Origin of the sequence: Clostridium drakei, from assembly GCF_000633595.2 — a bacterium.
Lineage (GTDB): Bacteria > Bacillota > Clostridia > Clostridiales > Clostridiaceae > Clostridium_AM > Clostridium_AM drakei.
This window is the reverse complement of record NZ_JIBU02000043.1, coordinates 1-12,348: the sequence shown is the minus strand read 5'-3', so window position 1 is coordinate 12,348 and position 12,348 is coordinate 1. Positions and strand designations below refer to the sequence as shown.

13 protein-coding genes and 3 tRNA genes are annotated in these 12,348 nt (G+C 26.4%); 9 read left to right on the top strand and 7 right to left on the bottom strand.

Annotation, left to right across the window (positions count from 1 at the left end; all coding sequences use genetic code 11):
- Positions 1–14: 14 nt before the first annotated feature.
- The gene (locus EG57_RS0219200) at positions 15–2,009 is read left to right on the top strand and encodes a methyl-accepting chemotaxis protein (RefSeq protein ID WP_032078752.1); all 1,995 of its coding nucleotides are present in this window, start codon (positions 15–17) and stop codon (positions 2,007–2,009) included.
- Between the two features lie 10 nt (positions 2,010–2,019).
- Complete coding sequence (locus tag EG57_RS0219195; RefSeq protein ID WP_032078751.1) at positions 2,020–2,301, top strand: STAS domain-containing protein; 282 nt, start codon at positions 2,020–2,022, stop codon at positions 2,299–2,301.
- Positions 2,302–2,373: 72 nt separating this feature from the next.
- Here EG57_RS0219195 and EG57_RS0219190 read toward each other — a convergent pair whose 3' ends face one another.
- Entirely contained in the window at positions 2,374–2,838 is a 465-nt protein-coding gene (locus EG57_RS0219190) for a QueT transporter family protein (protein WP_032078750.1), read from the bottom strand.
- 1 nt (position 2,839) lies between these two features.
- The gene (locus tag EG57_RS0219185; RefSeq protein ID WP_032078749.1) at positions 2,840–3,532 is read right to left on the bottom strand and encodes a radical SAM protein; all 693 of its coding nucleotides are present in this window, start codon (positions 3,530–3,532) and stop codon (positions 2,840–2,842) included.
- A gap of 545 nt (positions 3,533–4,077) precedes the next feature.
- Here EG57_RS0219185 and EG57_RS0219180 point away from each other — a divergent pair.
- From EG57_RS0219180 to EG57_RS0219165, 4 genes are all read left to right on the top strand, one after another.
- Positions 4,078–4,152: transfer RNA gene (locus EG57_RS0219180), tRNA-Gln, on the top strand.
- Between the two features lie 2 nt (positions 4,153–4,154).
- Positions 4,155–4,230, top strand: a tRNA-Lys gene (locus tag EG57_RS0219175).
- 20 nt (positions 4,231–4,250) lie between these two features.
- Positions 4,251–4,334, top strand: a tRNA-Leu gene (locus EG57_RS0219170).
- Between the two features lie 637 nt (positions 4,335–4,971).
- Positions 4,972–5,616 carry a hypothetical protein gene (locus tag EG57_RS0219165; protein WP_032078748.1) on the top strand — a complete coding sequence of 215 codons (645 nt, stop codon included), beginning with the start codon at positions 4,972–4,974 and terminating at the stop codon, positions 5,614–5,616.
- Positions 5,617–5,674: 58 nt separating this feature from the next.
- Here the strand turns inward: EG57_RS0219165 and EG57_RS0219160 are convergent, their stop codons facing one another.
- Both EG57_RS0219160 and lepB read right to left on the bottom strand, forming a co-directional pair.
- Positions 5,675–6,415, bottom strand: coding sequence for a polysaccharide deacetylase family protein (locus EG57_RS0219160; protein ID WP_032078747.1), 741 nt, complete (start codon positions 6,413–6,415; stop codon positions 5,675–5,677).
- 198 nt (positions 6,416–6,613) lie between these two features.
- A complete protein-coding gene (gene lepB / locus EG57_RS0219155; RefSeq protein ID WP_032078746.1) occupies positions 6,614–7,165 on the bottom strand; it encodes a signal peptidase I in 552 nt (183 codons plus the stop codon).
- 217 nt (positions 7,166–7,382) lie between these two features.
- Between lepB and EG57_RS0219150 the strand changes: the two genes are divergently transcribed.
- Complete coding sequence (locus EG57_RS0219150; protein WP_032078745.1) at positions 7,383–7,898, top strand: hypothetical protein; 516 nt, start codon at positions 7,383–7,385, stop codon at positions 7,896–7,898.
- Positions 7,880–8,248: a LiaI-LiaF-like domain-containing protein gene (locus EG57_RS0219145; protein ID WP_032078744.1), complete on the top strand. Its 369-nt coding sequence runs from the start codon at positions 7,880–7,882 to the stop codon at positions 8,246–8,248. Before EG57_RS0219150 ends, EG57_RS0219145 begins: the two co-directional genes overlap by 19 nt.
- A 283-nt stretch (positions 8,249–8,531) precedes the next feature.
- Here the strand turns inward: EG57_RS0219145 and EG57_RS0219140 are convergent, their stop codons facing one another.
- The 3 genes from EG57_RS0219140 to EG57_RS0219130 are packed head-to-tail and all read right to left on the bottom strand — an operon-like array spanning position 8,532 to position 10,449.
- Entirely contained in the window at positions 8,532–9,173 is a 642-nt protein-coding gene (locus tag EG57_RS0219140; RefSeq protein WP_032078743.1) for an ABC-2 transporter permease, read from the bottom strand.
- A 2-nt stretch (positions 9,174–9,175) separates the two neighbouring features.
- Positions 9,176–10,033: an ABC transporter ATP-binding protein gene (locus EG57_RS0219135; protein ID WP_032078742.1), complete on the bottom strand. Its 858-nt coding sequence runs from the start codon at positions 10,031–10,033 to the stop codon at positions 9,176–9,178.
- 35 nt (positions 10,034–10,068) lie between these two features.
- Positions 10,069–10,449 carry a GntR family transcriptional regulator gene (locus EG57_RS0219130; RefSeq protein WP_026366552.1) on the bottom strand — a complete coding sequence of 127 codons (381 nt, stop codon included), beginning with the start codon at positions 10,447–10,449 and terminating at the stop codon, positions 10,069–10,071.
- 171 nt (positions 10,450–10,620) lie between these two features.
- Here EG57_RS0219130 and EG57_RS0219125 point away from each other — a divergent pair, with 171 nt between their 5' ends.
- A complete protein-coding gene (locus tag EG57_RS0219125) occupies positions 10,621–12,273 on the top strand; it encodes an ABC transporter ATP-binding protein (RefSeq protein ID WP_032078741.1) in 1,653 nt (550 codons plus the stop codon).
- Positions 12,274–12,348: the final 75 nt, after the last annotated feature.

Sequence of the window (12,348 nt, the reverse complement as noted above, 5' to 3'; positions counted from 1 at the left end):
ATGGAGGTATTAAAATGAGGACGAGTTTAAAAAACAAATTAGGTTTGATGTTTTTTGTATTTATAGCTATTCCTCTTATTGTTTTGGGAAGTTTTTCGTATTTTAGAACTTCGAGTTTAATGCAAAATACAGTTGAACAACAATTAGAGGGAACTACAAATCAAACAGCTAAATTAATAAATGAAAATATAAATTCAGTAAATAGTTATGTTGAAATGTTGAGTTTAGATGGTAGATTATCTAGCATTGCAAGTGGTGATGAGAAAAATAGTGCTGATGTTTTTAGCTATTTATCTCAATTACAAAAACAAAATAGTAATCAACTAGAGGATCTATTCATTACCAATGTTTCTGGTAAGGAAGTTATAAGCAGCGAAGCTGAAAAACCTAATGTTGATCTAAGTGATCGTAATTATGTACAAGATGCTTTAAAAGGAAACAAGAATATAAGCCAGGTTATAACATCTAAAACTACAGGAAAACCAGTAATAGTAATTGCTGCTCCATTAAAACTTAATGATAAAGTTATAGGTATAGTAGGAGCTACTATTAAATTTGAATATATTTCAAAATATGCTTCACAGGTGAAAATAGGAAATAACGGTTATAGCTATATAGTAGATAAAAATGGGTTAATTGATTATCATCCTACAAGTGAAAAGGTACTTAAGGAGAACATTTTAAATGATAACAATGATCAGTTAAAAGCTTTATTTAATAAAGCTAAATCTGGACAAGCTTCAGAAGGATATTATACTTATGGTGGAAATAGAAAATTTGTAAAATTTGTTCCTGTTAGTAATTGGTTTATAGCAGTAACAGCTGATTATAAAGAATATATGTCTCCCGCTGCAACTATCAGGAAATTTACTATACTAATAGCTGTATTATCTGTAATTATTGCAGTATTTTTAGCATACAGGCTTACTGTAAGAAACATAATAAATCCTATTAAATACTTAGAAGGTTTAATGACAAAGGCTGGAGATGGAGACTTAACAGTAAGAGCTGAAATAAATACAAAAGACGAAATACAAACTTTAGGTGAATATTTTAACAAAATGATTGACCATCAAGATAATACAATACACCATATTCGAGAAGCATCTGAAAGTTTAACAGCTTCTTCGGAAGAACTAGCTGCTTCTAATGAAGAAATAAGTTCTACAACAGAACAAATAGCAAGTACAATAGAGCAGGTTGCACAAAATTCCCAAGCTCAAAGTGATTCAGTTGTAGAAGTGTCAGAAGTTTTAGTTCAACTATCAAGCTTGGTTCAAATATCACAAAGTAGAGCGGTTACAGCCAAAAAAAATTCACAGCATACTATGGATACTGCAGAACAAGGAAGAAGTAAGATTGAACAAACAGTTTCGGCTATTGAGAATATTAACGAAGCATCAATGGAAACAGAAAATACGCTAAAGGTTTTACAAGAACTTTCTAAAAAAGTTAGTGGAATAATTGGTACTATAAATAATATTTCATCTCAAACCAACTTATTAGCATTAAATGCAGCTATTGAAGCAGCTAGAGCCGGAGAACATGGAAAGGGATTTACTGTAGTGGCAGAAGAGGTTCGTAAACTTTCGGAGGAAACTAATGTTGGTGCAAATGAGGTATCTTCATTGATAGGTGAAATGGTAACTAAAATAGGAAAAGCTGTAGAAAGTATGAGTTTAAGTAAAGATGCAGTAGAAAATGGAGTTACCATAGTAAAAAATACAGATAAATCTTTTGTTAGTATTATAGACGCTGTAAAACAAATATCAAAGGATATAGATCAAATAGTAGATGTTACAAAGGATGAAGTGGCTACATCTGATAAGATAATAGATCTTATTAATACAGTTGCAACTGCTACAGAGAATAATGCGGCTAATAGTGAAGAGGTTGCTGCATCAGCAGAAGAACAAAATTCGGCAATTGAAAATGTGGCTGCTAGTGCTCAAGAATCTAGTGCATTAGCCATATCATTAAACAATCTTGTGGAAAAATTTATAGTTTGAGGTGATTTAAATGAATGAATTTAAAATTGAAATGCCAGAGAATTTCGCAGTAGATGAAGCAGATGAACTTAGAGAAAAGTTTAATTATTTAATGAAGGATGGGGAAAAAAATTTTGTATTAGATTTTAGAAAATGTACTTTTATTGACAGCACAGGACTTGGAGTTTTGGTTTCAGTTTATAAAAAGTGCAAAAGTATAAATGGTAGTATTAAGCTTTATTCCATCAATGAACAGGTTATGAAGATCTTTAGTATGACTAGATTAGATAAGATATTTGAAATATACAAATAGACTATAAAGAAGCAGTTTTTAGAGGATAGTGAAGGATGATTTTATCCTCCACTATCCTCTGTCAATTGTCCTCTATTTTAGTACACTAATTACATCTTTTCTTTTTAACAATAATCTGAACAAAGGATAGCCTATGCAGGTTACAACAACAAACTCTCCTAGACAAACATATAATGTAGATATCCAAAATGGTTGATGTAGTACAAAGTAAAGTTCAGCACCTACAAATACACAATTTATAGTAGGCCAAAGAGTAGCAATAAATAAACTTTTAGTTTTACTTATCATATAAACGCTTATGAATGTAGCTGTAGTTCCCACTAACACATCAATAATACCTAGAGGACTATATATATTTGATAATGCACACCCAAGTACTAAACCAGGAATATAAACAGGGTCTATAAAAGCTAAGAGTGTCATAATCTCCGAAAATCTAAATTGTATAGCTCCATAACTTAAAGGAGCTATAGCCATAGTACATGCTGCATATAGTGCAGCTGTTATTGCAATTTTAATTAATTTTTTTATATTCATTTTAATTACCTCCAACACCAAAATCAGTATTATTCCAAAGTATTTCTATATTATCATTTTCCTCAAGAAAACTATAATTATCTATAAACCAGCTAATTAGTTCTTCATCTCTTTTAAATGGAGTAGAATTTTCCATGTAAATATTTACACATCCATGTTTAAAATACTTTAATAGATATTCTATATCTGTTTTTATCATGGATTTTGTTTGGCCTTTAATTCCTACCATAAGGCAAATGGAGTTAAAGTATTTTGATACTTCTTCTGGACCAGAAAATACAGCTCCTTTTTTTAGAACTTCACATCTAAAATGGTTGTCAAAAGTTTCAATGCCACATTTAAATATAATAGGAATGTTAAAAAATTGTTTCATTTCTTCAAGTCTGTTTCTATAAATCCAATGACTTTCAAAAAATAGTTTTTTTATACCATTAGAGTCTACAACATTTTTTATATCCTGTAGAGTTTCTTTAGAAAGTTCAAAACAACTGCCTGAATTTATAACTTCCAGTACCTTATGTTTTCCTGTAACATTTTTTAAAATTTCCTTATTGAAATTTACATTGAACTGAATGTCACTATTGTTATCTTCTATATAATCACAGAAGGTGCATTTTCCCCATACGCATGGTGAAGCTTTTAATAGGACAATTTCTCTTTGATTTTTGTTGATTATATCACTGTAACGAATCATATATTTTCCTCCTTGTTTTATTATTTTAAGAAGTGGTTGATCAAGGTGAACACTTCTTATTGAATTGTATGATCGATATTAAGTGTTTAAATTTATAGAATACTTTACTATTATAGTATTTATTTTTAGAAACGTCCATGCCAAAATTAAAAATTTTTTTGTGTTTATTTGCAATAAAACTAATAAAAATTTTATAATAAATTCATTAATTGTAAATATCTAGAATGTATTATAGTTATAAAATGGATAAATAAGAAAGAAGGTATGTAATTTGAAAAAGGCAACAATCAAAATAATATGGGTTATTGTGGCAGCTGCAATGCTATTTCCCTTTATATTAACCATATTAATAAATTCACCTAAAGTAATACATTGGATAATAAATTAATAATTTATTAGTATTGCAATTTAAGTTACAAAAGTGCCTAATTTGTAGAAAAGAATGCATAATAGAAAATATAATAAAAAAATGCAAAAAACTGTTGACAAATTATATGTTTGCCAGTATAATTAATAACTGTGCTAAGGAAATGCACAATACAAATTGGGGTGTCGCCAAGCGGTAAGGCATAGCACTTTGACTGCTACATGCGTAGGTTCAAATCCTGCCATCCCAGCCATTGGTTTACTAGCTCAGTTGGTAGAGCACATGACTTTTAATCATGTTGTCCGGGGTTCGATTCCCCGGTAAGCCACCAAAATAAATTATATAATAAATGCAGGTGTGGCGGAATTGGCAGACGCACTAGACTTAGGATCTAGCGCCAACGGCGTGGGGGTTCGACTCCCTTCACCTGCACCAATTATTTAGATGAGTGATAGTAAGTATTGCTTATTTTTTTATTTCAAAAATAATTTAATGAATTAAAAATATGATGAATTTTGTAAAGTCATGGCTTGCTTATAGTAAGTCATGTTTTTTCTTTATATTACAAAATTAAAGCTACATATAAGTATTGAAAGTTGTATAAATGCATATTATAATTTAATTATATAAATTAACAGAATTAATCGAAAAATATGTAAAAAGATAAAAATCAAAATATTTTAGTTAAATTTGCGGAGGTGAATTTATTTGAAAAAATTAGGAACAAAAACATCAATTACTATTGCTGTATTTTCATTGATGATAGCCATTATGGGAGCATTTGCTTTTTTTAAGAGAAAGTAGTTAGATATTTAGATAAGCTATTGAAACAAGTTTAATTAAGCTGAAATTTTTCAACTTAGATTAATGTATTAATTTTCCTAGGAGTTTTTTGTAAAGGAGTATTGGTTATAATAAATAATTAGAAAAATTTACTTGTATTTAGTTTGTTATTGAAATAAGGTGATTAAAGCCTTATTTTTTTAATTTTTTTAATATTATGCATAACAGCATAAAACGACTTTTTTCGATTATAATGAAATATATATTTATATAAATGGGGAGTTGTTTTATGAAAATCAATAATTTTGTATTATATGAAAATAATAAAAACGACAGCTTTGCATATGGCACAAAATTCATACCAAAAAGAACATTAAATAAGTCAACAGATTTTATGGTTGCTTCTATAGAAAAATATGTTAGTGGGAAAGATACTTACAATATATCATTTAAAAAGAATAATAACGGTAAAACTTATTCAAATAGCTATAGTTTTACTAAGAAAATTTTTAAACAATATATAAATTTTTTAACTAACTTTACTATTGGTACGGTAAATAATCAATTAAATTTAGAAAAGAGTTTTACTGTAGAACCTAAATGTGAAATAATTTTAAGTTTTCTTGATAAGGATCATGTTAAAATATGTTCTGTAAAGCATAAACAAAATTCTTTGAATAGAATATTTTTTACACTGTTAAAAAAGGAATTATTAACTTATATAAATGTTTTAGAAAGCATTTATGAAGGTAAGGAAACTATGAGTTCTTTAGGTTATGAGATGGGGTTTTTGATTAATCCATTGAGTAAAAAAGAAAGAGACGAATTATATTTAAGCACACTTTATGCGTTAGTAGATGGTGCATTAGATGGAAAAGATGAAAAAGCATTTTATAATATATCAAAAGAAATAAAAAGAATCTTAAATTATTAAAAAATAAGTTAGCTGTAATTTAACAGTTAACTTATTTTGTTATATAGGATATTAACCTTTAATTTTTTATTCTAAAATAGTATTCAGGTGTATCTGGAGTAATAGGTTTAAAATGATAGCCTAAATTTTTGTAGTATAGTATCACAGAGTCTAAGCAATTACAGGTGCTTTTATTGTTTGCATCACAGTGCATGAGTAAAAATATTTTGTTAGGATTAATACATTTTTGTGTAGCTTCTCTATATAATTTATTTGGTTTAATATGATAATTAATTCCATCAGAAGTACATAAATTCCAATCATATATTTTATAATTTTCAGCATGTAATTTTTCTAGAAGATTTTTAGTTAAGTGCTTTTTACTTCCAGAAGGAAATCTTATTATTTTAGGTTCTATATTAAGTACTTTTTTTATTTCCATAGAAGTTTCATTCATTTCGTTTATAAAATCTTTATCACTTGCATAAATCTTTTTATATTCATGAGTATATGTATGTAATCCTATGCTGTGACCTTCGTTATACATTCTTTTTAAAATATCTTCACGACCATTTATTTTGTAGCCAACCACAAAAAAAGTAGCTTTTACATTTTGTTGTTTTAAAATATCTAACATTTTATTTGTTACATTAGTACTAGGACCATCATCAAAAGTTAAATATATAATTTTTTCCTCCATAGAACTTGGTGAGGCTTTAACATTATTGTAAAAATTTATTGGTATAGTATAGTTGAATAATATAAAGATGATAGATAGAAATAAAACTGACATCAATACTGTTTTATTCGTTGTTTTCATAGTGTATTCCTCCATATTGTATTTATATTTTTAAGTTTATCATTAAAAATTACTTATATTGAGTTTATAGCTAGTATATGCACTATGAAAAATTTTAATAGTTAGTATAGCTAAAAAGAAGCTGTTGCATTAAGGATAAATATCAAAATATACTGTATATAAACTCCTTAGTGTAACAGCCTTTTTTTATTAATATCTTTAAAAAAAGTTTTTTAATTTATTAAATGGGAAAATTCTTACAATAGCATGTCCTTTTACATCATTTAAGTTGATTGGTCCTAATATTCTACTATCAGTGCTGTTGGTTCTATTGTCTCCAAGCACAAATATGCAGCCTTTAGGAACTGTAAACTTTGTTTGAGAAGTAAGAGGTTGTGTAACTGCTTGAGGATCTAGATAAGGTTCATTAAGTTCTTGATCATTTAAATATACTTTACCATCTTTTAATTCTATTTTATCATTTTCTATACCAATGACTCTTTTAATGTAATTAGATCCATTAGCGTCTTTAGAATCAAATACTACTATATCCCCTCTTTTAACTTTTTTCATTTCTGTACTTACTTTTTCAATAAACAGAACATCTTTATTATGAAGAGTTGATTGCATAGATGGTCCATCTACATCAACTCTTGCAAAAACATAACTATGAATTAGCAAAGCCATAATTAAAGCAGTTACTATAACAAATACTAGATCTTTAGCTTCTTTCATAAAATTACTTTTATTCAATTTACCTTCTTTATCCATTTTTTCACTCCCTAATTTGTTATTATAATTCTTATAATAACAAAAATATGTGAATTTTTAATTGATTGTTTATGTAATTTTTGTAAATAAGATTTGTTCAATAATTTACATTTCTCTAATATTAAGAAAATATTAAGAAACTATAAAGCTTTATTTTAAGATTTATAATATACAATGAATACATAATAAAGTTTAAATAATAAGGAGTGTATATATCGTGAAAAATTCAAAAAGTATGGCAACCTTCTTTGCTATGTTACCAGGAGCAGGACATATGTATTTAGGACTTACAAAACAAGGAATCGAGCTTATGATGCTATTTTTCTTTACTATTTTTTTAAGTTCTAGTATTGGTTTGGAGTTTTTAGGTGTTTTTTTACCAATAATATGGTTCTATAGTATTTTTGATGTAAGATCAAAAGCTATGAGTGAAGAACCTTTAGTGGATTCAAATTTAAAAATATTTTCTAATATGAAGCATAAGGAAGATTTTTTAGGAAACAGATCTATGGAAAAATATATTGGATATTTTTTAATTATTGTAGGTATATTGGCATTAATTAATAATATAATAGTTCCATTAGCAAGTAGCTATATCGATTATTCAGTAATAAGATATATAAAATGTGTTGGAACATCTGCTTTCTTCATTGTTTTAGGATTATTTCTTTTAAGAAAAAAAAAGGTCTTTTATCTAAAGGCAGGTGAAGAAAAATGCAAGGAAGAAGAGTAGGAACTTTAACGCTAGGTGGAGTATTTATAATTGTTGGGGTATTATATCTTTTAATAAATATTTTTAACTTTCCGATTAATTTTACTATTGTTAAGTTTTGGCCATTAGCATTAATATCATTAGGCGTAGAAGTTTTAATTTATAGATACTATTCATTAAAAAGTGATTCTGTAGTAAAGTTTGATATTTTAAGTATTTTTCTAATAATGGTAGTATTGATATTTTCCTTTGGTCTTTATGCATTTGGTAAATTTAGCACCGAGTTATTAGATCCAGCATCACCATTATTTTATAAAAGACATGTTAGCTATATACCTTATATGTTTACATCATTAAAGTATGTTGTATAAGTCTTTGAAATTCTAATATGAGAGTTAAATATACGAAGGTGGATTGTTGTTTATGAATAATAGGAAAAGTGCTATTGTGTTATTTATTATATGCATAGGAATAGGTATTTTTCTTATAGCAGAATATTTTATTTCCTTAGTAAAGTGTCTATAAAAAATATTGAATGGCAATTTAGAAGTGATTCTTAATAAAAAAGTATAATCTTGAATTTTATTTTTAAGATTATACTTCTTTTAATTATTCCAATAGTTTTAATAATAGTGTAATATTAAAAAGCTTTATTTATAAATCTTTATTAATGTAAAATTTTATTGAGATAAGTATGGAAATAAGTAACAGTATAAGTCCTAGTACAATAATAAAACAAGTTACTAACCAATCAGGTTGACTATTTAAATAAGTTACAAAACTTATGTGAAGTTTTATAGTATTAGTAAAAATAGTTGCAGAACTTAAAACAAAAAGGAATAAAGCCATAAGGAAATATTTTGATTTTTTATAATCAAATTTAAAAAATAAAGGAAGGTATAAGCAACTTATAATTAAAGTGGCAATACTAGCACCAAAAATGTCTTCCAAATTCATCAGTCTACCAATATGAAAAAAACCAGCAAAACTTAATATAGTTGTAAAAATGAATGATAAAAGTATCCCTATAAATATAAAAAGAAATGAAGATATATATTTTGATATAACTAAGTTAACTCTATTTACAGGTAAGCTATTTAACATTATGTCAGATTTATTTTTATCATCAAAAGCGCAAGCACCACCTATAAGTAGATATGCGATCATAGTTGGAACCATGTTAAATACCATAGAAGGGTTCGATTTAAAACACAAAGAAAATAAAAAAGCATATAAAACAGAAACAATTAAATATTTTTTTTGAATAAGGACATCTTTTAAAACTAAATTTAACATTTTTATACCCCCTTTACTGTATAAACCATAATATCTTCTAAAGTAGCTTTTTCAATTAAAGCATTATTTTTAAATAGTCTTTTAATATTTTCAGTTTTATTAGTTAAAGCTTCAAATCCAAAGGAATTTTCTCTTATGCCAATAAATTCTTTTTTTGTATCGCTGTCTAAAAGAGATTTATCACCTTTTATAATGTTGTAGTTTTCAAGAATATTATCTTTTGTATCAGAAAATATTATCTTTCCTTTATTTAAAAAAGTTATATAATCTGCAACCTTTTCTAAATCTGTAGTAATATGTGTAGAAAAGAGTATTCCTTTATTTTCATCCTGTATTATTGAATAGAGAATATCCAGCATTTCACTTCTGAAAATCGGGTCAAGACCAGAAGTAGGTTCATCCATAATAATAAATTCTGCACTGTGAGAAAGTGCGATAGCAAGAGAATATTTCATTTTCATTCCCTTTGATAATTCTTTAATTTTTTTCTTTATAGGTAAATTAAAATCTGAGATATATTTATTAAAAGTTTTGTTATCCCAATTTTTATAAAAAGGAGCTATTAAATTTTTCATCTCTATTAAAGTTAATTCTTCATAAAAATAATTTTCATCATAAACAAAACCTATTTTTTGTTTTATATCTTTTTCATATTTAATATTATCAAGTCCAAAGATTTTTATTTCACCAGAATTTCTTTTAATTAAATTCATAATAAGCTTTATAGTAGTACTCTTACCAGCTCCATTTGGACCTATAAAGCCCATAATAAAGCCTTTTTCTAAATTAAAGCTTATATTTTCTAATGTAAAACCCTTGTATTCTTTTCTTAAATTTTTAATTTCTAAGATATTACTCATATTAACCCTCCATAATTAGTATCATTATAATATAGTTAATTGCGTGAAGTATCAGATAATATTTCTAGCATTTCTTTTAAATCATTTAATGACAGACCTAAAAGTTTACTTTCTTCAAGGACTTCTAAAAGCTTATCTTCAATAAGCTTTATTCTTTTCTCTTTTATCAACTCCTTGTTTTGTCCAGCAACATATGAGCCTTTTCCAGGAATAGTTTCAATAAATCCATCTCGTTCCAGTTCTTCATAGGCTCGTTTTGTAGTAATAACACTTATTTTTAATTCTTGTGCTAGGTTTCTTATAGATGGTAAAGGATCACCTTCACAAAGAGCACCGTTAAAAATAAGATTTTTTATTTGTTTCGTAATTTGTTCATATATTGGTTCACCAACTGAGTTTGAAATAATTATATTCATAGTAAAATTCTCCTTGCAAAAGAGTGTGCATATATAATATACTGTGTATAAACAGTATATACAGTTATAACAGTTATGTCAATATTATTAAAAAATAATTTAATAAATTTGCTAATTTTAAAATAAAGTTTTATTATTAGAAAGATATTGATAGAGGAGGAAATAAATAGTATGGGTGGTTATAATAATTTATTAAAACTAAGTAGGTATATTAAAAAATGTAAATTCAACTTTTTTGCAGGTATAGCGGGAATGATTATTTGCTCAATTATGTATACCCCTGTACCTTATCTAATGGGATATGTAATAGATAAAGTTTTAATACCTCATAAAAGTTATATAGAATTATATAAGATTATTGCTGTGCTAATTTTATTACATGTGTTAAGGTATGTAATAAGTATTTTTTCAAAAAGTATTTTTATAAAAGTTCAAAATTCTGTAGTTAATGAAGTCAGAGTATCTATGATGGATAAAATAATAGATTTGCCCATGAGCTTTCTAGGTAAGAAGGAAAAAGGATATATACTTAGCAGGATATCTGAATGTGGAAATATAGGAAGTTTGTTTTCACCTATGTTTATAAATACATTTTTAAGTATTTTTGACTTTATATTTGCACTAATTATGATGATTACTTTGAGCTATAAGCTAACCATTATAGTAATAATTATAGTTCCAGTATATTTTTTTACTGTAAGACATTCATCAAATCAATTATCAGAAAGCACAAAATTGATGTTGGAAACAGGAGCTGTTTTAAGTGGCGAAACTTATGAAGTTTTAAATGGTATAGAAGAAATAAAGATATTGAATGGAAAAAAGATTCAACTTAGAAAATTTAAGAATAAGTTAAACCAAATGGTGAAAAGTAGTATAAAACAAAGTAAACAAATCTTATTTTTCATGGAGAATATACTTTTAGTAAATAATTTAGCAGCAATTTTAATATTATTATTTTCAGGAATATTTATTTTAAATAATCAATTAACCATAGGAATATATACTGCATTTATCGCATACATGAATAAAATATTTGCAACTACATCAAGCTTTGCTAGTTTGGGAATGACTGTGAAACCTGTGTGTGTAAGTATTGAAAGAACACAAGAATTTTTAGAAATGAATGATGAGAACACAGAAAAATGTGAAATAATAAATGAAAACATAGATAGTATTTCTATTGAAAATTTAAGCTTTAAATATGAGGAAAATGGTGAAAATATAATAGATAAATTAAATTTTAAAATGAATAAAGGTGATAAAGTTCTTATAAAAGGAGAGAATGGAACAGGTAAATCTACATTGATTAAAAATATTTTAGGATTATATTCTCCAACTGAAGGTGAAATTTTTATAAATGATAAGAAATATTCTCTTATTGATAAAAGAAGTATAAGAAGTAAAATAGGAGTTGTATCTCAAAATGTATTTTTGTTTAGAGGTAGTATTTTAGATAATATACTATATGGACAAACTAATAAAAGTAAGGAAGATGTAGTATCCCTAATCAAAAAATATAATTTAGAAAAATATATTCAGGGCTTTGAAAATGGTCTGGAAACTGAAATCAATCAAAATGGAATTGGAATATCAGGAGGACAAACTCAAATCATTGCTTTCTTAAGAGCAACCATTGCAAAAAAAGATGTAATTATTTTAGATGAAGGAACAAGCAATATGGATACTGAAACTAGAAAAATTATTCTTAAGATACTTAGTGAAAGGGATATATGTAATATTTTAATGATTATTTCTCATCAAGAAGACGGAATAGAGTTTGTTAATAAAACACTATGTTTGAAGAAAACAAATGACAATTAGTTTAACAATATAAAAATATTACGACGTAAGCATATGTAAGCGAAGTAACTTTCAACTGTATTCCGGCTGATATAT